Consider the following 23,790-nt stretch of genomic DNA (forward strand, 5'->3'; position numbering starts at 1 on the left):
CGAGCTCAGGAAACTCCTGAATACACGATGGTCAACCTGTTCCCCATAAAAATACTAGTGTTACATCGTTATCTTTAAATACCTCATTAGTAACTTCATTGCCATCTAAATCTGTTGTTGTAAACTCCGAAAAATCTGTTCCTAAAACTTCATTGTTTTTTTTATTACAAGCTGTTACCAACACTGTTATAGATAATAATATTATGGTTATTAACACTAATTTGCTTTTTTTCCGCACTAAATCACCTCTTATTATTCTAATACTACTACACTCTCTTCTGTTTTTTCAAGATTTTTTTCAGTCTTTTTTCAAGCATACTGTATACTACAGGAACAACAACTAAGGTTAATACTGTAGAAACTAGTAAACCAAACATAAGTGAAATAGACATAGGTCCAAATAAATCACTACCCGAGAATAGTAAAGGTATCATACCAATAAAGGTTGTTGTAGTGCTTAGGATTATTGGTCTAAAGCGTTTATTGGTTGCTTTTAAACAAGCCTGCTGAATTGGCTCACCTTCACTGCGGGCTCTATTAATGTAGTCTATTAACACTATAGCATTATTTACTACTATTCCCATTAAGCTTATCATACCCATAAGCGCAGTAAAGCTTAAAGGATGTCGAGTTAGGTATAATCCACATATTGAGCCTATTGCCGATAAAGGTATTGTTAATAAAATAATAAAAGGTTGTCTAAACGATCTAAACTGAAATAGCAGTATTAAATAAACCATTAAAACTGCAAATACACCCTGTTTACCCATATCACCAAAGTTCTCTTTAATTTTGGCTTGTTCACCATCATAGCTCACCTGAACACCTAATAAATTTACTTCATTAAGTTTATCATTTAATACTTTAACTATATCTTTGGCTTCATAACCATTTAGCAAGTCACTTGCAACTACAATTGCGTAGTCTCGGTCGTACCTATACAACCCAGGAATAGTTGCAAGTGGTTGAGGCTCTGCCACATTTTTTAGCAGTGTTTTTTTATTAGTGTTATCTACATTTACGTTATATTCATACATTCTATCTGGAAAATTGTTGTTGCTTTTAATTTTTATATTAAAGTCCTCACCACGATACCTTAGTGTTGAAGCAATTCTACCTCTTAAAGCAATGCTGACTTCGTTTTGAATATCGTACTTAGTTAAGCCCATATAGGCAGCTTTATCGTTATCTACATTTACGTTATATTCATACATTCTATCTGGAAAATTGTCGTTTACATTGGTGACCCCAGGTATACTGTATAGCTGTTGTTTTACTATTTCGGCCGCAGACTCTAATTGGGCTAAATTATCACCTGTGAGCCTTACTTGAACAGGGTTACCAATATATTCAGCCAATTCTAATCTTCTTACAGTGGCCTTGCCACCCATTACTTTTTCATCTATTTTACGCTGTAATTCCTCAAGTAATTGACTATAATCGTCAAATTCTCCTTCACTCAAGTCAACTTTCATGAGTATTTGAGCAGTACTAGCTGATTTTTTATAGTTAAATACTGTTGTATAAAACTTTGGTAAACCCCCACCCAAAGAGGTTGTGTATTGTAGAATTTCTTTTTGATCCTTAATTATTTCTTCTATTTGATCTGTTACTTGTTTAGTAGTTTCAATATTTATGTTTCTTTCGGCCTCTATATCTATAAACATAAGGTCTTTATCTGCAAATGGGAAAAACTGCAAGTGTAGTTGCATTACCAATATCCCTGCTCCAATAATCATTACAAAAGCCAAAACAACAGTCATTTTTTTATTTTTCATGGCGCGTGCTAATAGTTTATCAAAAAAGCCTCTCACAATTTTAGATTTATCGTGTTTTTGCTCGCTTGGCTTAAAGAATATATACGCCATTGTGGGTGTTACAAATAAAGCAATTATATAAGATGCAGTTAATGAGGTTATGATGATTTTAGGTAAAGTAATCATAAACTCACCTGCTATAGAGTCCATTAATAAAAAAGGTGAAAAAGCTGCAATTGTTGTTAAGGTTGAAGTTAAAACTGGTATAGCTACCTCTTTAACACCATTAACACATGCATTTAATTTTTCTTCTCCATCATCTAATCTATTTTGAATAGCATCACTAACTACTATGGCATTATCCACTAACATACCTAAGGCTATTATTAAGGAGGCTATGGATATGGTATGCAGTTCTACGCCTGTCATAATCATGACCCCAAAGGTTACCAAAATAGATAGCGGTATAGCAGTAGATACTATAATGGCATTTCTTAAACCCATGCCAAAGAAAACTACTGCAATTACAAATAAAATGCCCTGCAATAAGCTCATAGCAAAGTTATTAACAGATTTTTTTACATCATAGGGTTGATCTAAAACTTTGTCTACTGTAACTCCTTCTGGTAGATTACTAATAAAGTCGCTTACAACAGTTTCTACATTTTTACCTGTTAAAACTATGTTAGTTCCCTTTTGAAAAAATCCAGTAAGCAAAATAGCATTTTGACCATTATGTTTAACCCTATACATATCATCTGAGATCTTTAAACTAATATCTGCTATGTCTGAAAGCCTTAAAACTGTTCCATTATTTGTTGATATGCCAACAACAATAGCTTTTATATCCTCTAATGAAGAGAATGTACCATCTGTTTTAACATTAAGGGTACTCGATCCATCTGTAATGGTACCCGATGGAATTTCAATATTTTGTCCCCTTATTAAGTTTAATATATCATTTAAAGATAAGTTATATTGGTTTAAGAGCTTGTAATCTATATCAATAATAACCTCTTTATCTTGTTTTCCTTCTATTTCAAAACGGGTCATGCCCTTTATTTTGCTTAACTGGCGTGACAAATCCTCGGCATAGGTGTTTAACTCTTCATAAGAATAGTTTTCACCAGTAAGGGCTAATATCATGCCTGCTGTTTCCATAATATCGGTATCAATGTCTATTGTTTGACACTCTGTAGGCAACTCTTTTTGCACATCTTCCATTTTACGCCTTAATTCATCCCAGGTTTTTGTGGTATCAATACCAAAGTCCATACGTAAGAGTATAAAGGCATAACTATTGTAAATATAAGACTGGGCATAATCATAACCCTCTAGTTCCACGAGCTCTTTTTCAATTTTATCTACTACAAGCCTATCAATATCTGCTGGAGTAGCCCCTGGATAAACGGCTGTTATTACAGCAACTGGAGCTGGTACGTCGGGCATTTCGTTACGAGGTAACATATAATAACTATACATACCTGCTAGGGCTATTATTCCTACAAGAAAAAGGCTGATTTTTCGGTATTTTATAACGTTCTTTAATAATTTACTCATCGTAATAAGCCCCCTTACTCGCTTACTACTTTAACTTTATCGCCGGGTTTAACTTGACCTGAGTTGGCTATTACCAACCTATCGCCTTCGGCCAAGCCGTCTACTAAAACCTTACTGCCACGTGTTTCTAGTAGAGTTATAGAACGACGCTCTATTTTATCTTCATTTACTATATACACAAAGTCTTCTCCCGAAAACATAATTTTATCTAGTGGTATCCAAATGCCCTCAAACTCACCTACTATAATTTTTACCTCGGCAACCATACCCAGCCTAAACTTACCCTCTAATAAGGCTATTTCGGTGTCATAAGTACGGGTGTCACTATTAGGCATTTCAGATATCATTGTAACTACACCATCAACAGTTTCTTCTCCAATTTTCACTTTAGTTTTATCCCCTACTTTAACCTCGTTTACATCTTGTTGAGATAAACCTACATTAACAACCTGATTTTCACTACGTACTACTACTACCGGATAACCAGCGCCAACTATTTCACCAGCCTCAAATAATATTTCAGCTACATAACCACTAATACCCGAAACCAAAGTAGTTTCATTGTACTGCTTTTTTTTGTGCTCATAGTTTGTTTTGGCCTGATTATACTGGGCACGAGCGGCATCTATATCCTCTTGACGAGCCCCTTTAATTGCTTGATTATACAAACCTTGTGCTTGATCTAGGGTTGCTTTTTTTATGTCAACATCTAACTGAGCTCCTTCGTACTCACTCTGTGATACTCCACCAGCATTGTAAAGCTTTTCTATGCGTGCTAAGTTATCTTTAGAATAATTATAGGCATTCTCAGCTTTTTGGAGGTTTATTTTGGCATTGTTTTTATCTTCTTCAGAAGACCCTGCTACAGCCTTATTATAAACAGCTTTGGCAGCATCCATTTGGGCTTTAGCCGCATTTACAGAAAGCTGTAAATCACTTTTATCTAAAGCTACTAATACTGTGCCGCCAATTACTTTGTCACCTTTTTGCACATTTATTGTTTGTAGCTTTCCACCTGTTTTAAAGCTGTATTTAACTAAATCATCGGCAACAATTGTGCCTACATAGTTAAGAGTTTTATCTGTTTTTTCGTTTTGTAATGTTTTAACACTCACTGGCTGAATAACTGGATCCTTATCTACTATTTTATTTGTTTGGCATGCAGTTATCACACAAATACTAAGCACTATAATTATGAGTGTAGTTGCTAACTTCTTCATTTTAACCTCTCCATTATTTTATTTTTATTATGCTCCCCTGCACAAGTAATTTATTTGCTATCACAAAATTTACTATAGTTATTAAACTCTGTTTTTAGAAGAATTATTTATTAAAACTATTAACTTTAATTATAGCATTATGATTACCTGTAATTACAATTAATAATACAAAAAAACAACGTATTTAAGATTATTTTAACCCTAGTAAAAAGGCATAATCTGTCTATAATTGTTGTTTTTAGGTATAGTATGTTGTAGAAATGCAATATATGTTAATTGCTATTTTGGTAGTTAATGTGTTTAATTTTATTGCTATTATAAATAAAGAATTATAGAATAAATATATACAATAGTTTATTTATGTTTAATATACAACAGGAGGCCATAAATGTCTGAAAAAATTGATTTGAGGGTAATAAAAACTAAGCGAGCTTTGAAAAAAGCCATGATTGAATTAATGAAAAAGCAAAAGTTTGAGGATATAAAAGTTAAACATATTGCAGACGAAGCCTTAGTAAATAGGGCTACCTTCTATTATCATTTCAAAGATAAATATGATTTATTATATAAGATTTTAGATGATGAGTTAAATAATTTAGAGAAAATGGCAGATGACTTAGTTACTCAAGAGGAGTTAAAAACTAAGCCAATGATTGCCATACTTCATATGTTAAAATATTTTGAAAAAAATTCTTTATATTATAAAAATGCCTTTGAAACAGAGGGTTATGAATCACTTAGCGTTTACCTAAAAAAAAGGGTAGAAGAGTTACTTTTACTATGGGTAGAAAGACTCAATTTAAAAGAAGACCCCTTGGTTCCTGCCAAGATTTTATGTAATTGTTACAGCGCTGCTTTCTCCTATTTGGCTATGGATTGGCTAAAAACAGAAAATAGAGAACCACCAGAGCAAGCTTATCATTATATAAAAAATATTATTGAAAAAGGTTTTTTTGCTTGTTTAAAAGTGTAGTAAAACAGTCTGTCTAAAGTAAATAGTGCTTTATAATTTTAAATTAATATAGAAGCATATGTAAACTGCACCCCAATTTCCAAATGTAAAAGTTTAGAAAAGGGGTGTTGTTTTAACAAGTTATTCTTAACAAATACTCCTGCCTTACAAATCTTTTAAAACCAACACAGTTTATTATTTTGTTTTCAAATATATTATTATGGCTTATATTTACCACAACTTTTCTGACACACTGAGGGTTGTTAATTTGAGCGACATCTAATAGCTTATGTAATGCACGCTCAGAGTGAAACTGGTCTAAAGAATCTAATCTATAAATAGACAAAGATTTATGGTTATTGTAGCCAAGTATAGCTACAGGCTCTTGTTTATAATACGCTGTTAGCCAATTTATTTTTCTTTTTAATAAAGTATTATAGCGCCTAGACCAAACATCATTGTTTTTGGGTAGGTTTTGGTATTTATTATAAGCCTCATCTGTTAAAGTTTCTTGATAAGAGTATTGCTGATACTTACTAACTTGCATTGCTCCAGATAATGAATATGAGTCTAAATAACAATATCTTTTAAACCCATTTTTATAATATAAATTACGAGCCCTTTTATTTTGCAGTAGCACCTCTAATCCCATATGTTTTATGTTATTATTATTGTTTATATTTAGTAAATAAGTTAAAAACTGTTTACCATAACCATAATTTCTTTCACTAGGAATTATGCCAAAACAGTATAACCAACTATAGCTTTCACGTTTAGCAACTAAAGCTAAGCCAATCAGCTTATTATTTTTGGTAACTATTGTTGATAAGCATTTATCTATATTCATATAGTCTATTAATTCGCTCAAACTAGTTAATGTGTGTTGATTTGGCCAATAATAATCTGAGTACACTTTATTAAATAACATTAATACTGACTCTATATCAAAATTGTTTAATGATAAATATTCAATGTTCATTTTATTCTTAATAAAAACCTCTTCTCATCTTTTCTAACCGATCTCTTACAGTTGAGTCTATCCGGTTTTTTAAAAAATTATTCTGAATAGTTTGGTGCTTTATTTTTTTGTTTTCCATCATTTTATTTTCAGCATCTGTTATTTTAATCCATAACTCTCTAGCAGAAATTCTATTAGCCCCTTGAGTCATTACATAGTATTGCTCGTCTTTATCAGACGTAGCGACCCAAATATTACATTCATTTGTCATATCGTGCACCATTTTTTCAATAAAACTATCTGCAGTTTCATTTTTACCTGTAAACACAATATGCGTATTACTATCATACTGTTCACAACTACCAATACCATCTTTTACTTTATGGGCATCAAATACTATCATTAAAGTCCAGCCTATATAACTTACATAGTTAGCTAATATTTCTATTAAACGAAATCTAGCATCATCCATACTTTTCATAAAAATTTTTTTAAGTTGCTCATGTTGATGTATTACATTGTAACCATCAACTATTAGCACATCACCCATTAGGGGTTCCTCTTCTCTATAAATATATATTTTATAGTATATCATCATTTAGAAAAAATGGCTTGTCCATTTAAATAAAAAGTTGCAGTTAGCAACTTTTTATTTATCCCATATGGTTTTGCCTAATCTGTATAAAATATTTCCTTTAAACATTTTATATGATATTAAAAACTCTTGTATACCTTCTGAATAAGGAGCAATGGTATATAAAGGATAATAGATTACTATACCCTGTCTTGTAAGGTAAAAGTTTTTAGAGTCATAATAACGCTCAATACTTTCAGCTAGTTGATCAAAGTAAATATCTGCTTTACTATCTTCTCTTTTATGGGCTTGTTTTTTTATTTCTTCTAAAATAATTTTTTTATAGCTATAGTTCTTTTTAAATAATTTAGAAAGTGTTAGCTTTTTACCATAAGTTAAATTCCAGGTTTGGCTATCTCTAAAGGTCATGCCATGAGCTCCACCTGTAAACTCATATTTATCCATGTAAAGACTAATAATAGGGTAGTTAAAATACTTAACTACATAGTTACTCTCTAAGAAATAAGGGTTAAATGGAAAATCCTCTTCTAATCTAAATTCATACTCTTTAGTTGCAGACGGATAAAGTTTTTTGAGAGCATAGTCACTAAACTCTACCACTTTTTTGCGGTAATAGGCATTAAAAATTTTACTTTTACATTGTTTATGTATATGTTTACAAATTATTCCCGGATACTCTAGGTCAACATTTAGCATAGTTACATCTTGAAATGGTATCTTATAACTAGCTATATTCTTTATTATTATTTCTTTCATTTAAATCACCTAATATATATCTATTCAGTGATTTTTATTGTTGTGTTATTTTTAACTAATTTATCTAAAGTATTTTTATTTGGAGCATAAAATAAAAGTTATTAAATTTTTAAAGCCTGACCCCATTTTATAAAAAAAGAACCAAGGCTATTGCCTTGACCTAGTTATGTTCTAATTTATTAAGTATCATTAATGCGTCTAAGGTAAATGTTGCGTTCCAGGCGGGTAAATCTGTATAGGGATTGGGGAGTTTTCCGTTAATTTTAATGTCTTTAACTATTGTATTTAGTTCACCTTTTATTATTTCGGAGGGTACTTCAGGTAGTAACCAATGCCAGTATCTACTAAACAGTGGATAATATTGTTTATTTTGCTCTAAAAACTCTGGTAAATTTCTCAAAAGGTGTTCGATTGAGGGGTTACTAGAGCCAAAAAGGGCATAGTTATATAAATAGTATGGATAATCGTAAAATTTAATATCTCGTTCTAGTATAAATGCTTTATTTAGGGTTTTTAAGCCTTCACAAAGGTCGTTTTCATAAAACTTTTTAAGCCTTTTTAATTGACCTATAATAGCTAATGAACGCCATTTATCTACTTTACTCCACCAGGGTTGGGTTGGGTATTTGTGAAAATCGATAGGAGGGTGTTTAATTGTTCCATCTACTCTAATATTATGCCTTACCCAATAATGAATATCCTCTACAATAGATCCTTGATAAGCATTTAACATTTCAATGTAGAACAATGCTGTTTCTGTAGCAATGGCGCTACTATTAGGGCAAAGTATATCTTGCTCTAATCCATTGCCAAAGCCACCATCGGAGTTTTGGTAGGCTTTTAAGGCAGCCAAACATTGGTATTGCTGAATGTTTCCAAAATAATAGCCAAATAACAGTCTTTCAATTAAGCGACCTTCTTTAAATATGTGATCCTTACAAATAGATGCCATTTGAGTTACACTCATCTTTATCACCTCAGCTTGCTTATTCTCTGATTTATCTATCTATAAACCGATTTTAGTAAAATCACTAATTTATTTATTGTGCGTTTATCAGGTAACCATTTGCCCTAGCAGGGTGTTTGATTATGTATATACTAATAATTTTACTTTAACCGATTAGTTCTTCTATTCTTTCGCCATTTTCTATCATTTTACCTGCCAAATTTAGTTTATTTTAAATATATTAAAAGATTTTATTGCATCTGTTTATATTTTTTTTTGCTCCAGTTTTTTAGCAATAATAAAAATAATATAATCACTATTGCTATAACATAAATCCACCATATTTGTAACCGTGATACCGACCTTGCAGAGACTAGATTTACTCTTGCCACAACTTTACCATTCTCAGTATAAATTAATTCGCCTAAAACAGTTCCCTTTTTTATTGGAGCCTGCAACTTATTGGCAATACTAATGGTTTTTAAAAGATTTCTTTGCTCACCTTTTTTATTGGTAATAAAAATGCTGTTCTTTGCAAGCACATCAACATTATCTTTTAGGCCATATTTTACTGGTAAATTTGTGATTAATTGATCTTTTTTTATGGATTGTGTTGTTTCATAGTTATATAGGCCATAATCTACTAAGTATCTTGTATCTCTATACAAATCATTACCACTGGATTTTAATACTACCGAAATAACACTTCGATTTTCTTTTTTGGCATATGATACAAAGCAGTTACCAGCTACTTTGGTATAGCCAGTTTTAATCCCTAAGATGGTTGGATACATTATGTCTACTGATTTGCCCAAGTATTCAAATCTATGTTTACCCCCTTGCCCCCATAAAAATCTGTTGCTATTCTTTAAATATCTAACCTGCGGGTAAAGCTCTGTAGCAGGAATTTGATACCGTGCTGTGCTAGATATTTCAATAAGTTTTTCTATAGTAATAGCATGTAAGGCTATTTTTGCTAAATCTGCTGCTGTTGTATAGTGATTTTTATTGGGTAAGCCATGTGGATTAACAAAGTTAGAGTTTATGGCTCCAAGTTCTTTTGCACGCAATGTCATCAGCTTACCAAACTCTGCTACGCTACCACTTACATGGCACGCCAGCGACTCTGCTACATCATTAGCTGACTCTAATAATAAGGCATATAATAGCTGTTCTACAGTAAACTGCTCTCCAGGTTGCAGGTATATGCTACTGCCTTCGGTATTAGCGCAATTAAAATCTATGGTTACTGTTTCATGTAAATTGCAGTTCTCTAATACCAGTATTGCAGTCAACATCTTAGTAGTACTTGCTGGGTACTTTTGCTGATTTTCATTTTTACTGTATATAACTTCATGGCTCTTTGCATCTATCACAATTGCTGACTGTCCTTTTATTTTAGGAACTTCTGCAGGGTATTCTTGGGCATGTACTAATAGCGCTGAGCTTATATAAAGTATTGCTAAAAAGATTATTATTGTTTTTTTCACAAGTATCCTCCTACAAATTACTATAATAATTTATAATCGTTTAAATCCAGTAATATGAAAAGAATAGTATTTTTGAGGTCTGAAAACTAAAAAAGAAAATAGAAAAGCAAACTTCAATATAAAAAAACACTCAAAATAGATTTACTATATCTACTTTGAGCGTTTTTAGTTTATTTTTCAGATTGTTCTTTGGCAGCTGCAATGAAGCTGCTAAACAGGGGATGTGGTCTATTCGGTCTGGAGTTAAACTCTGGATGAAACTGTACTCCAACAAACCAAGGGTGTTTTGGGTTCTCTATACACTCCACTAACACGTTATCTGGAGATGTACCACTTAAAATTAGTCCATCATTTGTTAAGTCATTCAGAAAATCGTTATTAAATTCCCAACGATGTCTGTGACGCTCTTGTATTATATCTTGTTGGTATGCATTTTTAGTTATGGTGTTATCTACTAGCTTACACGGCCAATTACCAAGCCTCATTGTGCCACCCATGTCTTTAATATTGCGCTGAGCAATCATTAAATCAATTACAGGGTGTTCTGTATTAGCATCAAACTCAGACGAATGGGCATCTTTCCAGCCTAAAACATTGCGAGCATATTCAATAACAGCAATTTGCATTCCTAAACATAAGCCAAAGTAAGGTATGTTATTTTCACGGGCAAATTGAGCAGCCTTTATTTTGCCTTCAATACCCCTGTCTCCGAAACCACCAGGTACTAATATACCCTGTACATCTTTAAGCACTTCATTTACATTCATGCTTTCAAGTTTTTCGGAGTCTACCCATTTTATTTTAACTTTCACATCATTAGCTATTCCTGCATGATATAAAGATTCTGCAACACTTAAATAAGCATCATGAAGTGAAACATATTTACCAACTAATGCTATTTCAATTTCTTTATTTAATGAACGAATATGGTCAACCATAGCTCGCCATTCTTTTAAATCTCGTTCAGCACATTTTAAGTTTAGTCTTTTTATAACTAATTCATCGAGTTTTTCACGCTCTAATACTAAAGGCACTGCATACAAGGTATCTGCATCTTCATTCTGAATTACAGCCTCTTCTGGCACATCACAGAAGAGGGATATTTTTTTACGAATATTATCATCAATTGCATGCTCTGTTCTACAAATAATAATATCTGGCCTTATGCCAATACTTCTTAGTTCTTTTACACTATGCTGGGTAGGTTTTGTTTTTAGTTCTCCAGCCTTTTGCAAGTATGGTATTAAAGTTGCATGAATATAAAGGGTATTTTCAGCACCTGCATCACTCTGCATTTGACGTATAGCTTCTAAAAATGGCAAACTCTCTATGTCACCAACAGTTCCACCAATTTCAATAATAATTACGTCTGCACCACTCTCAGTAGCTACTCTTTTGATGTCTTCCTTTATCTCATTTGTAATATGAGGAATAACCTGAACTGTACCACCTAGGTAATCTCCACGTCGTTCTTTATCTATAACAGATTTATATATACGACCAGTAGTAACGTTATTGCGTTGTCCTAGTTCAATATCAATAAATCGCTCGTAGTGACCTAAGTCTAGGTCTGTCTCTGCTCCATCTGCTGTTACAAATACCTCACCATGCTGATAAGGACTCATTGTGCCTGGATCTACGTTTATATACGGATCCAATTTTAGTACATCTACTTTTACTCCACGACTTTTAAGCAAACGTCCTAAAGAAGCAGCTGTAATTCCTTTACCCAGAGATGAAACAACTCCCCCAGTTACAAATATATACTTGCACATCATAGAACCTCCCCCACATAAAATTTTAATCACAAAAATAATCGGTCTATTGTCATTATGACTGCAGACCGGATATTCTATAACATAATTGCTATTCTCATTAGTAAATACTAAAGTGCTTTATGCATATCATCTAATTTTACCTAAACATCATTTTTGATGTCAAGAAAAAAAAGCAATTTTAAAGATTGTCAAGATGTCCACGATTTACTAAAAGCTTATTATTTTTTAAATAATACCTTGGCACACGCCTATTAATTAAACACGGAAACTCATAATTTATTGTTTCTGTCCATTCTGCCATTTCCGCTAAAGAAATTACTTCTCGGCCTTGACAACCACATAATACTACTTCATCACCAACCTCAACATCTTTTATATGGCTAACATCTACCATACATTGATCCATTGTAACTGTACCAATAATTGATGCTCTTCTTCCACCTATTAAAACCTCAGCTTTATTGCTTAATATTCTTCGATAACCATCAGCATATCCAATAGGTAAAGTTGCTACTACTGTTTCTTTAGCTGTTTTATAAGTACAGCCATAACTAACATATACATCTTTTGGCAGTGTTTTAATATGAGCCACTACTGTCTTCATTGTTAATACCGGTATTATTTTTTCTTTCATCCACAAATTTTGCATTTTATTATTGGGATAAAAACCATATATTGCTGCGCCTACCCTAACAAAATCTCTTTCAACTGCTATACCTCTTAATAAAGCTGCACTGTTGGCCATGTGAGTAACAACATTCTTAAAACCTGCTGACTTAACTTTTTCAACCTCTTTATTAAATTGCTGATGTTGAGTTTGGGTGTAGCCTGTATCATTAAAATCTGCCACTGCAAAATGACTATATACACCAGATACATTTAGGTATTTAAAGTTCTTTAAACAACCTAATAAAGTATCTAATTCACTACTTAAAACACCCAATCTACTCATACCAGTATCAATATTTAAGTGAATATCTACCTGTTTACCCCAGCGAGAGGCACTAGCGTTTAAAGCCCTAGCAAAACTACATGAATATACAGTTGGTGTTAAGTCATAGTGCAAAACTAAATCACAATTGTCTTCTGGTATATAGTTAAAAATTATTATAGGAATACTTATTCCAGCTCTTCTCAGTTCAATTCCTTCGCTCAATACGCTTACTGCTAAAGCTGAAACTCCTTTTGCGGTTAAGTACCTTGCTACTTCAACTGCTCCAAATCCGTAAGCATCGGCTTTAACTACGGCCATAATTTTATTATTATTATTTAATTTATTTTTAATTATATCTAAATTCTTCCCCATGGCATCAAAATTTATTTCTACCCAAGTATGTGGTTTATACATTACTTTTACCTCCAATCAGTTACTTAATTTATATGTTTCCATTTTTTTTATTAGGCTGAATCTTTAACTAAAAGTATAATTTTATTTGCTTTGAAACACTATATAATAGCTAGTATTTAAAGATTCTTACTGTTAAAGAAACGAGGCGATACCATGACAGATTCAGCCACACTCTATAATATTATTGCCGTGATATATATTGGGTTATTTTTACTGTTTGCACGTTTGTTTTATTATCGTTACTATACCTATAAGCGATTTTGGAAAAATGAACCCCAATATTCATTAACTGAAATCAAAGATTTAGCTAAAGAAAACAATAAGCCATTACCATTTTTTTCGTTAATGATTCCTGCCCGTAATGAGGCAGCTGTTATAGCAAAAACTCTAGATCACATTACAAACCTTACTTATCCTAAAGATAAATACGAGGTTATTGTAGTTACAGACGAAAAAGAATGTATTCAAAATAGAATTGATAAACAAAAATCTATTGATAGTATTATTAGTTATTTTAATGGCAGTAATTCATTGCTTGATATAGATAATTACAATATTAAAAAGCTATTGTACGGATTAACCTCATACTTATTACTCAGTAATAAACTATTTTATAATCCCTTAACTGCTAATTCAAAAACTAGAACTTTGGTTGAAAAAGACATTTTTACTGAGGCAGCTCTGTTAACAGAGATTACAATGCTCATTAATAAAAGCAGTTTGTATATAAATAAATATAAGATATTTGGTATTATTAAAAGATATTACCCCAATATATCTACTACTAGTTTAAATGATTTATTAGTTCGTTATTTGTCGCTAAGTCTGCCAGTGATTGAAACAGCCCATAGACTTCAGGGAAAATATCAGCAAAAACGTTATAGAGAAGGACTTATTTCACGAATAAACAAAGTACGTAAACAGCTAACTCGTGAAATTATAACTGAACTAACGGCCGCTGCTTGTGATAGCATTGGCACTTATTTAACCCATATTCAGCATGATAACATGTTACCAGGAATTTTACATCATTTATATGTAGAAATTTTACCTACTACTCAACAGGTTATAGAAAAATGGCAACAGCAAAGGGTTAAAGATTTACCCATTGTAGTTCATAAAATTGTGCCGCCTAATTTTAATGGTGACTATAAAGGTCAAATTTTAGATAAAGAAGTACCTTCTACAAAGGGTCGGGCTCTAAACTATGCTATTCCTGATATTAATCCTAAGGCTGCTATGTGTGGCTTTTACGATGCCGAGAGTAGACCCAAATTAGATGTGTTATTACATGTAGCTTGGCGATGCATAAAAGCAGGAGAAAATAACAGAATACTTCAAGGACCAGTGTTTCAGGTTCGTAATTTTTTCTCTATGGGACCTGTAAGCCGCATAGCCTCATTATACCAGTCCGCTACCCATAATTGGACACTACCTATAACATTTAAAAAAATACCTTTTGTGGGTGGTACAAATGTCTATATATCATGTGATTTACTATTTAAACTACGAGGTTACGATCACTTAACTTTAACCGAAGATCTCGAAATAGGAACAAGGGCTTGGTTAGACTTTAATGTGTGGCCAGAGTATTTGCCTTGTCCCTCAAGTGAGCAAACACCACCTAACTTTAAGGCCTATTTCCGACAAAGATTACGCTGGGGTACGGGTCATTTACAGGTTGTCGATAAAATAACACATGATTTTAGCGCCTCAGACAAAAAAGATAGGTTAATACATTCATTGCAAATAAAAGGGCCTGTAGAATGGACATTTTATCAATGCATTAGCCTAATTCCTATAACTGTATGGATATTATTTATGGTAGGTTTAGTAAGGCCAGAAGAGGCAGCAATTGAGTTAAGGTTATTGCTTTTACTACTGAGTACGGTATACTTCGCCTTTACTTATTTTTGCTACTTTCAATATAAGCCTTATATAGATTTTAGCTCAACTGCCACTACTCTATGGAGTAAAACTTTAGCGATGCTTGGATTACTGCTTTTACCGTTATCGGCACTTTTATTTCCACTGCCGTTTAGCAGTGCTCTGTTACTAAAGTCTTTAGACAAACACCCTAAGCTGTGGGTAAAAACACCTAGAACACAAGAATAAAAGAATACTAGGGTTTATTTATCTTTAATAAATTATATAAGATTAAACTCCGTTTCTATTTAGCTAGATTGACGGAGTTTTTTATTTGCTAATTATTTATTAATACACAACATACTATATATGATACAATTAATGAAAATAATACAATTATAATTCAATTCATATCCATTGAGTTCTTATACATAAACATAGTTTTAGAGTAATACTAAATAGTTTATTTCACTAGATTAATAAAAAGGAGTTATAAGACTTTGAGAATTAATTCGATCTGCCAAAGCAAATCGTTACCTTATAAATTAGCAATAATTAAAAAACAAAAAATTGTTTTAGTTACATTATTAATACTTCTCTTAATTTTTGTATCAGCACATATAATACAAGAAAGAGAAGTTTTTAGTCATATAAGATATTTATATATAAAGCAATTAATGGATGGCAATGACCAAATTAGTTTTATTATACAACAACAAATATCTCCAGAAAGCAATAATTGGTATACTCTTGGAGACATTTTGAATAATGAATGCCACCTATTTGCCCTAATAGATAAATCTCAGTTTTTAAAGGTATCTTCATTAAATAAACTTTTGAATAAATATATTAAAACTAATAGCCTTAACGGTCAACCTAATGATAGATCTGTTTTTTATTATAGAACACCTTTCTACACTTATGTTTCAAGAACTATTAGAACTTATAATAGTGATGATATGACCTCTTTCAGCACTACTAAGTTAGAAAAAATATTAAAAGTTAGAAGACAATTACTTAGTGACTTGCAATTTAGACAGAATAGACCTCAAGGGGTCAGTGAAAGAGAATATATATTCTCAAAAATATTGAATGCTCAGGAGCTAATTACTCAAATATTATCGACTCAAAATTAAACAGCCCGCTAAGCAAATTGTTACCTTATTACTTAGCAATAATTAAAAAAAACTCACTCTTTAATTGGAGTGAGTTTTTTTCATTATAATACACTTTTTTCGATGTTTAATCAAAAAATATAGTATGCAACCTATAACTTAAATTAAAGCTTTTTCACTTTTGCGTTTTTTCTTTCTTAATTTTTCTTTTAAGTATTCTTGAAACAGTAATAAAATTACAGTACCAATAGGAACAGCTATAATCATACCTATTGCTCCATTGAGTTTTCCACCTATAGAGATAAATACTAAAGTCCAAAATGGTGATATACCAACATAACTGCCTAATACTCTTGGTCCTACAATAAGGTTATCTATCTGCTGTAATACCAAAATTATTACTACTACTGCAATTCCCTCTGGTATGCCTGTAAAGAGGGCCATAATAATACATGGTATTGCACCTAGTAAAGGTCCAAAGTAAGGAATCATATTTGTTAACCCAATAATAATTCCTATTAAAGGTAAAAACGGTATGGTATAAGGCGTTACTAAGTTAAATATAAACATAGCGACATAGGTCATGCCACCTAAAATAGCACATGTAACTAGTTTTCCTATTATAAATCCTCTAAAGGCTGTATCTGATAACTCCATTATATGAGTAAGTTTTTTAGCAGTACGGGGTTTAAATAATGCTTTAAAATGCTTTTGCATATGTTTACCAAGGTTAGGGTATTCTTTTAATCCATACCAAGCTATTAACAAAGCAATAACCCATTTAACAATCATCAATAATATTACTCTGGCTGAGTTAATCGTAAAATCAATTACGGATATTAAGCTCTGAGATATCTTTAAGACAATTTCATTTAAGCTTTTAATAATGCTATTTAATATCTCTCCAGAGATATTAAATTTTTCAAGATCTAGTTTGTCAGTAATTTCAATTAGGGTTTGTTCATAGTTTGGTACTGCATTAGCTAAAGACTTAATACTATCAACAACTGCTGGTGAAATTATCATTATTAATGCTACTATAACTAATACTAAAATTAAATAGCTTAGGGCAACACTAGAAGATCTCGACATTTTAAATTTTTCTTCTATTGTTCTTACTAATGGATTTAGCAAATATATTAATATTATAGCTAAAGTAACCTCTCCTAATGATCCCCAAATGGTTTGTAAAATGTTATCTACCATTACAAGCCTAACTATAAAAATACATGTTAATATATATAGGATAATATTTGTTCTACTAAAATACCTTCTTTTTATATCTTCGCTCACTACATCAACTCCCTCTAGGCTAATCAATAAATGATTAATTATATATTAACATTAATTATCCAAAAATCCACCTGATATTTCTTAAAAATTTATTAAAATAGATTATACTATACTTTAACAATATTAACATATATTATATCAGTTATTCCTCTCAATATATGCTTAACAGACACTATTTTTAATAATCTATAATTTTTAAATCACTAAGCATTTTAGTTTTAGTTATTACAAATTACTTAAACTTTTTAATATTATATAGCGTTTTTGCTTAAATATTAACAAAAAAATAAAAGTTATTTTGACAAAAACACCTATATTACCTTATAATTAATATTAAATTTCAGTAACTATGGTGAAGTTAAATGAAAGATTATAAGATTTTAATTATTGATGATGAAATTGATATTTGTGAATTGCTGAAACTATACTTAGAAAATGCTGGTTATCAGGTTGAGTATTGTCATACAGGAGAACAAGCTTTAGAGTATGCTCAAAGTTTTAATCCTGATTTAATTATACTCGATGTTTTATTACCCGATACAACCGGCATTAAACTCTGCCCTGAGCTTCGTACTATTGTTAGTTGCCCAATTATCTTTTTAAGTTGCAAAAAACAAGAACATGAAAAAATTAGTGGATTAGAAGCTGGTGGAGATGACTACATATCAAAACCATTTAGTCCAAGAGAACTAGTAGCACGTATAAAAGCAAACCTAAGACGAGAGAATATTGCTACAGCGAGAAATAGATCAGTGTTGCAAGAAAATATTAAGCTACCATCAATGACAATTAATCGCAATAATCATACGGTTGATATTAATGGTGAGGTAGTGCCTCTCTCAGTTAAAGAGTTTGAACTTTTAGTTTTCTTGGCTTCATCTCCAAATAAGATTTTTAGTGTTGAAGAAATTTACGATGAAATATGGGGAGACGCAGGAGTAGGCGATATCCGTACCGTAATGGTACATATCAGAAATGTGCGCAAAAAAATTGAAAAGAACCCTGCCCGCCCACGCCATATAATTAATGTTAGAGGCGCTGGTTATATGTTGAAGTTAAATTAAAAAACGTTCCATTGGAACGTTTTTTGTTTTCATTCAAAACAAAAAAAGAGTCGTTAGACTCTTTTAATTTATACTACTAAAATACTCTTCTAATGTTAATCCATCTTTCATTATTTTTGGTGCAAGCTCTTTGCCAACATATCTAAAATGCCATGGCTCATAGCTGTAACCAGTGATATCTTCTTTGCCTTTAACATAGCGCAATACAAATCCGAATTTAGCACAGTTTTCTTTTAGCCATTTTCCTTCTTCTGTTTCTTCAAAACTTTCTACTAAACTATAACCAGATGCTCTACAAGATATATCCATTGCTAAACCAGTTTGATGTTCACTTTGCCCAGGTTTGGCACTAATTTTATTGGCTTCTTCTTCAGAACCGCCGTGTCTACCAACTTGGTATTTAAATATTCCTTTTTGCAAATTATATGATCTATAACCAGATATGCCAAAAAGCTCTACGCCTTCTTCTTTGGCGGCTTTAAACATCTCTTCTAAGGCTGTTGCAGCATCCTGTCTCATATGCATTTTTTCTAACTTACCTTTGTACGATGAAGGAAAAGCTATATTAGGGATAACTAAATCTGCTGGTTTATAGGTATCTGCCAAATGAATACTTTTGTTTACAAGTACATCTAACCTAGCAGCGTCTTTTACTACTGTATCACCGTCATCAGTTGTATTAAATGCAGTAATAGGATTCTCGGTTATGTTTATAGTAATTTCAGCCTCTTTTCCCTCATTGGTAAAGGTAAGAGTAAGATTAGCATTTTCAATATTATTAGTAGCTTTAATATAACCGCTATCTATACTAATAACATTATCTTGACTAACTTTATATGAAAAGTTATTTGCAGAAGCTAAATCCACTGTCTCACCATCCGACATTGTGGCAGTTAAACTAAAAGCCACCTTCTCTCCGGAATATAAGTTAATAGTGTTAGGAGATGCTGATATTGATACTAACTCGGCTTTGTCTCCTCCTATAGGTGTAGCATTATCACAACCTGTAAATGTTACTAAAAATGTTAGCAACACCAACATTGATACTAGTTTTTTCATAATTAAACCTTTCTTAGGTATATTTTTTTCTTAAATCTACTCCTTTATTTTAATCCTATAGTTAGCGTTTGTACAGACCTAAAATCCTAATGTAATAGCATCTTAATGAAGGCTTAAGAATTTTTACTTCCTTATTATATAGGCGTTCTATATTAATTTAATTGTTCACTGGTGTTATTAGTTAGTTATAACAATATTAAGCCTTAATAAAACTGCCCCCCTAAAATAGGGTAGCAGTTTTATTTGTATTATTAAATATTTGAATACTAGTTATTAATAACTCTTCATTCTTGGATCAAGCACATCTCGTAACCAATCCCCTAACAGGTTTATTCCTAATACCGTTACCATGATAGCAATCCCAGGAAAAGTAGCTACCCACCAAGCATTTGTAATGTAGTCTCTACCATCGGCTAACATACTACCCCAGGTAGGTATGCCAGATTCTACCCCTAACCCCAAGAAAGTTAAGGATGATTCTGCAATAATCATGTTAGCTACTCTTAGAGTACCTACAACTATAATCGTGGGCAGAATGTTAGGTAGTATATGCTTCACCATTATTTTGAGGTCTTTTTGCCCGAGAGCCTTTGCTGCTTTTACATACTCTAATTCTCTTAAAAGTAAAACCTCACCTCGCACTAGTCTACTGTATATTACCCAGCCTGTAATGCTTAAAACTATTATTACGTTTTTTAGACCAGCACCTAAAACTGCCATTATGGCTAGTGCCAATAAAATAAAGGGAAAGGCTAGTTGTATTTCTGCTAAACGCATAATTATATTATCTACAGTGCCTCGGTAATAGCCTGCCAAAAGTCCCAAAAAGGTACCTATTGTACCTGCTATTAAAACTGTTACAATACCAACTAATAATGATACTCTTGTTCCAAAAATTATTCTGCTGAGTATATCTCTACCCTGAGGATCGGTGCCTAAAAAATGCTCTTTGCTGCCACCCTTTTCCCACGAAGGAGGCAATAATCTTTTTTTAAGACTACTTGCATTCGGGTCATAAGGAGCAATTAAGGGAGCCAAAAGGGCCGTTGAAATTACTATTACTAAAATAATAAATCCAATTAGGGCAGTCTTTCTTTTAAACAACATTCTAAACATTTTTTTTATATTCATATTCTTATGCCCTCACTTATTCGTACTTTATTCGAGGATCAAGCAGACTATAAACTACATCAGTTAATATATTTATTAACACAATGCTAGCCGCCAAAACAAATACTCCCGCCTGAACTACTGGCATATCTCGATTATGAATAGATTGAATCATAAATCTACCAACCCCTGGCCAAGAAAATATTGTTTCAGTTATTACAGCTCCTCCAAGTAAAACTCCTAATTGCATACCTAAGATGGTTACAACAGGCAGTAAGGCATTCCGCAAGGCATGTTTAACTATGATAATTTTCTTTTTAACACCCTTGGCTCGCGCAGTTTTAATATAGTCTTGTTGCATTACCTCAACCATTCGTGACCTTAATAATCTAACTATAGTAGCAGCCGTATAGGCTCCAACAGTGATTGCAGGTAAAACTAAGTTTTTCCAGCTACCTCTACTATGAGTTGGCAGTAAATCCCATTTTAAACCTACTAGGTATAAGAGCATTAAACCCAACCAAAAAACTGGCATAGACTGTCCTATTAAAGCTAGAACAGAGCCAATATAATCTACAATGCTGTTCTTTTTAACCGCAGTAATTATACCCACCGGTATTGCAATTATTAAGGCTACTGCCATACCTGCAAATGTTAATTCTAAGGTTGCGGGCATTCGGTCTAGTACTAATCGTAATGCTGGTTGATGGTGACGAAGTGATGTACCAAAATCACCCTTTATAGCATTGCCCATAAATCTAAAATACTGCTGCCACAGAGGGTCATTAAATCCCAAGGTATCACGCAGTAATTCAGCATCTTCGGGAGAGGCATCCATAGGCAGTAATAAAGCAACTGGATCTCCGGTTAGATACATAAGCAAAAACACAATTATTGAAACACCAAATATAACAATTAAGGCATTTATTATTTTTTTTAATACTCTTTTATGCATTTTTACTTACCTCCCAATTTTCCAGCAAAGTGACACGACACTGAGTGTTTATTTTGCTTATTTATTAACTCCGGTGCTGTTTCTTTACACCTTGCTTTGGCGTAAGGGCATCGGGGGTGAAAGCTACACCCTGTTGGTGGATTAAGAGGACTAGGTATATCCCCTGTTAAAACTATTTCATTGCGTTTTGCTAATGGATCTGGCACTGGTACAGCAGAGAGCAACGCCTTTGTGTAAGGATGTTGAGCATTAGTATATAAATCCTCTGTGTTTGCTAGTTCAACTATTTTACCTAAATACATTACTGCTACTCGGTCACAAATATGTCTAACTACTCCCAAGTCATGGGCAATAAATAAATATGATAAAGCCAATTCTTTTTGCAAATCTTGTAGTAAATTTATTACCTGAGCCTGAACCGATACATCGAGAGCAGAAACAGGTTCATCACAAACTACAAATTGTGGTTTTACAGCCAGTGCTCTTGCTATGCCAATTCGTTGTCTTTGACCACCACTAAACTCGTGTGGATATCTATTTTTATAGCTAGGATCAATACCAACTCTATCTAGCAATTGCTCTACCCTAAGGTTTTTTTCTTTGCCAGTAACAAGCTTGTGTATTTCCAGTGCTTCAGCTATGGTATTGCCAATCTTCCAACGTGGATTTAAGGAAGCAAAAGGGTCTTGAAAGACAATCTGCATTTTTTTTCGGTATAATCTCATTTTATTGCTGTTTAATTTACAGATATTTTCACCCTCAAAAAACACCTCACCACTAGTTGGCTCAGTTAGTCTTAAAACAGACATACCTGTTGTTGATTTACCACAACCTGATTCGCCTACAAGCCCTAGTGTTTCTCCAGCTTGGAGTGAAAAGCTAACACCATCAACTGCTTTAACTGTAGCCTGTTTTCGCCAATTAACACTTATAGGGTAATGCTTTTTCAGGTCCTTTACTTCTAACAGTTTACTCATTGATGGCTCACCTCACTCTCTGTACTAGCATGAAAACAGGCAACTTTATGTCCTGCTATATCTCTTAGCTTAGGTACTTGTTTTTGGCATTTTGCAGTAGCTTTTTCACACCTAGGGTGAAATGGACAACCCTTTGGCATATTGCTTAATGTTGGCACTGTGCCTGTTATTTGATTTAATCTCTTGGCTTTTTTAGAAACATCAGGTACCGATCGAAGAAGCCCCTGTGTATAGGGATGTTGAGGTCGGTAAAATATTTGCTCCACAGAAGCCTCTTCGACCAGTGTACCTAAATACATAACTGCAACTCTATCTGCCATTTCAGCAACAACACCTAAGTCATGAGTTATAAATAAAATTGCAGTATTAAACTCTTTTTGAAGCTTACGCATCAGCCGTAATATTTGCGCCTGGATAGTAACATCAAGAGCCGTTGTTGGCTCATCTGCTATCAGTAACTTTGGCTCACATGCTAAAGCCATTGCTATCATAGCCCGTTGTCTCATACCACCGCTCATTTGGTGTGGATACTGCTCTGCACGTCGCTCTGGGGTAGCTATTCCAACATGATCCATCATTTCTACGGCTTTTTTCCAAGCCTCTTTTTTTGATGCCCCAGTATGAACTCGCACTGTTTCAGCTATTTGCTCGCCTACTTTAATCACTGGATTAAGTGAAGTCATAGGCTCTTGAAATATCATAGCTATATCTTTACCCCTAATTGTTTGCATGTATTTATCGCTTTGTTTAGCTAAATCAGTTTTATTAAACAACATACTACCATCTGCAATTACGCCTGGAGATGATAAGAGTTGCATTAAGGCGTGGGCGGTTGTTGATTTACCACAGCCAGATTCTCCTACAATAGCTAATGTCTCTCCACTATTAATTTCAAAGCTTATACCTTTAACAGCCTTAACAGTTCCCTCTTCTACAGGAAAATGTACGTGCAAATTATCTACTTTTATTAAAGTCATTTTCATCCCACCAA

General features: G+C 32.8%; 20 protein-coding genes. 4 read left to right on the forward strand and 16 right to left on the reverse strand.

Annotation, left to right across the window (positions count from 1 at the left end):
- Window positions 1-31: 31 nt before the first annotated feature.
- From IMX26_RS11060 to IMX26_RS11070, 3 genes are read right to left on the reverse strand one after another with little or no spacing between them, the layout of a single operon-like run.
- Window positions 32-238, reverse strand: coding sequence for a hypothetical protein (locus tag IMX26_RS11060; RefSeq protein ID WP_195158446.1), 207 nt, complete (start codon window positions 236-238; stop codon window positions 32-34).
- A 28-nt stretch (window positions 239-266) separates the two neighbouring features.
- Window positions 267-3,317 (reverse strand): efflux RND transporter permease subunit, encoded by a 3,051-nt coding sequence (locus IMX26_RS11065; protein WP_195158447.1) that lies wholly within the window; start codon window positions 3,315-3,317, stop codon window positions 267-269.
- A 14-nt stretch (window positions 3,318-3,331) separates the two neighbouring features.
- Window positions 3,332-4,537 (reverse strand): HlyD family efflux transporter periplasmic adaptor subunit, encoded by a 1,206-nt coding sequence (locus IMX26_RS11070; protein ID WP_195158448.1) that lies wholly within the window; start codon window positions 4,535-4,537, stop codon window positions 3,332-3,334.
- Window positions 4,538-4,925: 388 nt separating this feature from the next.
- Between IMX26_RS11070 and IMX26_RS11075 the strand changes: the two genes are divergently transcribed.
- Window positions 4,926-5,510, forward strand: coding sequence for a TetR/AcrR family transcriptional regulator C-terminal domain-containing protein (locus IMX26_RS11075; RefSeq protein ID WP_195158449.1), 585 nt, complete (start codon window positions 4,926-4,928; stop codon window positions 5,508-5,510).
- A 112-nt stretch (window positions 5,511-5,622) separates the two neighbouring features.
- Here IMX26_RS11075 and IMX26_RS11080 read toward each other — a convergent pair whose 3' ends face one another.
- The 7 genes from IMX26_RS11080 to alr all read right to left on the reverse strand — a co-directional run bounded on the left by IMX26_RS11080 (window position 5,623) and on the right by alr (window position 13,360).
- A complete protein-coding gene (locus IMX26_RS11080) occupies window positions 5,623-6,468 on the reverse strand; it encodes a GNAT family N-acetyltransferase (RefSeq protein WP_195158450.1) in 846 nt (281 codons plus the stop codon).
- A 7-nt stretch (window positions 6,469-6,475) separates the two neighbouring features.
- Window positions 6,476-6,997, reverse strand: coding sequence for an NYN domain-containing protein (locus IMX26_RS11085; protein WP_195158451.1), 522 nt, complete (start codon window positions 6,995-6,997; stop codon window positions 6,476-6,478).
- Window positions 6,998-7,096: 99 nt separating this feature from the next.
- On the reverse strand, window positions 7,097-7,798 hold the full coding sequence (locus IMX26_RS11090; protein ID WP_195158452.1) for a DUF3298 and DUF4163 domain-containing protein: 702 nt from the start codon (window positions 7,796-7,798) through the stop codon (window positions 7,097-7,099).
- A gap of 160 nt (window positions 7,799-7,958) precedes the next feature.
- On the reverse strand, window positions 7,959-8,765 hold the full coding sequence (locus IMX26_RS11095) for a hypothetical protein (protein WP_195158453.1): 807 nt from the start codon (window positions 8,763-8,765) through the stop codon (window positions 7,959-7,961).
- 230 nt (window positions 8,766-8,995) lie between these two features.
- Complete coding sequence (locus IMX26_RS11100; protein WP_195158454.1) at window positions 8,996-10,234, reverse strand: D-alanyl-D-alanine carboxypeptidase family protein; 1,239 nt, start codon at window positions 10,232-10,234, stop codon at window positions 8,996-8,998.
- A gap of 170 nt (window positions 10,235-10,404) precedes the next feature.
- Window positions 10,405-12,012, reverse strand: coding sequence for a CTP synthase (locus IMX26_RS11105; RefSeq protein WP_195158455.1), 1,608 nt, complete (start codon window positions 12,010-12,012; stop codon window positions 10,405-10,407).
- A gap of 178 nt (window positions 12,013-12,190) precedes the next feature.
- Window positions 12,191-13,360 carry an alanine racemase gene (gene alr, locus IMX26_RS11110; protein ID WP_195158456.1) on the reverse strand — a complete coding sequence of 390 codons (1,170 nt, stop codon included), beginning with the start codon at window positions 13,358-13,360 and terminating at the stop codon, window positions 12,191-12,193.
- A gap of 153 nt (window positions 13,361-13,513) precedes the next feature.
- Here alr and IMX26_RS11115 point away from each other — a divergent pair, with 153 nt between their 5' ends.
- The gene (locus tag IMX26_RS11115) at window positions 13,514-15,475 is read left to right on the forward strand and encodes a glycosyltransferase family 2 protein (RefSeq protein ID WP_195158457.1); all 1,962 of its coding nucleotides are present in this window, start codon (window positions 13,514-13,516) and stop codon (window positions 15,473-15,475) included.
- 251 nt (window positions 15,476-15,726) lie between these two features.
- On the forward strand, window positions 15,727-16,362 hold the full coding sequence (locus tag IMX26_RS11120) for a hypothetical protein (RefSeq protein ID WP_195158458.1): 636 nt from the start codon (window positions 15,727-15,729) through the stop codon (window positions 16,360-16,362).
- Window positions 16,363-16,500: 138 nt separating this feature from the next.
- Here the strand turns inward: IMX26_RS11120 and IMX26_RS11125 are convergent, their stop codons facing one another.
- Window positions 16,501-17,634: an AI-2E family transporter gene (locus IMX26_RS11125; protein ID WP_195158459.1), complete on the reverse strand. Its 1,134-nt coding sequence runs from the start codon at window positions 17,632-17,634 to the stop codon at window positions 16,501-16,503.
- Window positions 17,635-17,996: 362 nt separating this feature from the next.
- On the opposite strand from IMX26_RS11125, the gene IMX26_RS11130 reads away from it, so the two are divergent.
- Window positions 17,997-18,698: a response regulator transcription factor gene (locus IMX26_RS11130; RefSeq protein ID WP_195158460.1), complete on the forward strand. Its 702-nt coding sequence runs from the start codon at window positions 17,997-17,999 to the stop codon at window positions 18,696-18,698.
- A 63-nt stretch (window positions 18,699-18,761) separates the two neighbouring features.
- Here IMX26_RS11130 and IMX26_RS11135 read toward each other — a convergent pair whose 3' ends face one another.
- The 5 genes from IMX26_RS11135 to IMX26_RS11155 all read right to left on the reverse strand — a co-directional run bounded on the left by IMX26_RS11135 (window position 18,762) and on the right by IMX26_RS11155 (window position 23,776).
- Window positions 18,762-19,757 (reverse strand): D-alanyl-D-alanine carboxypeptidase family protein, encoded by a 996-nt coding sequence (locus tag IMX26_RS11135; RefSeq protein WP_195158461.1) that lies wholly within the window; start codon window positions 19,755-19,757, stop codon window positions 18,762-18,764.
- A gap of 273 nt (window positions 19,758-20,030) precedes the next feature.
- A complete protein-coding gene (locus IMX26_RS11140) occupies window positions 20,031-20,888 on the reverse strand; it encodes an ABC transporter permease (RefSeq protein WP_195158462.1) in 858 nt (285 codons plus the stop codon).
- A 16-nt stretch (window positions 20,889-20,904) separates the two neighbouring features.
- Window positions 20,905-21,822, reverse strand: coding sequence for a nickel ABC transporter permease (nikB, locus tag IMX26_RS11145; RefSeq protein WP_195158463.1), 918 nt, complete (start codon window positions 21,820-21,822; stop codon window positions 20,905-20,907).
- A 2-nt stretch (window positions 21,823-21,824) separates the two neighbouring features.
- Window positions 21,825-22,799, reverse strand: coding sequence for a dipeptide ABC transporter ATP-binding protein (locus IMX26_RS11150; protein ID WP_195158464.1), 975 nt, complete (start codon window positions 22,797-22,799; stop codon window positions 21,825-21,827).
- Entirely contained in the window at window positions 22,796-23,776 is a 981-nt protein-coding gene (locus tag IMX26_RS11155) for an ABC transporter ATP-binding protein (RefSeq protein WP_347707861.1), read from the reverse strand. Before IMX26_RS11155 ends, IMX26_RS11150 begins: the two co-directional genes overlap by 4 nt.
- Window positions 23,777-23,790: the final 14 nt, after the last annotated feature.

Source organism: Clostridium sp. 'deep sea' (assembly GCF_014931565.1).
In the GTDB taxonomy this organism is placed as follows: Bacteria; Bacillota; UBA994; order PWPR01; family PWPR01.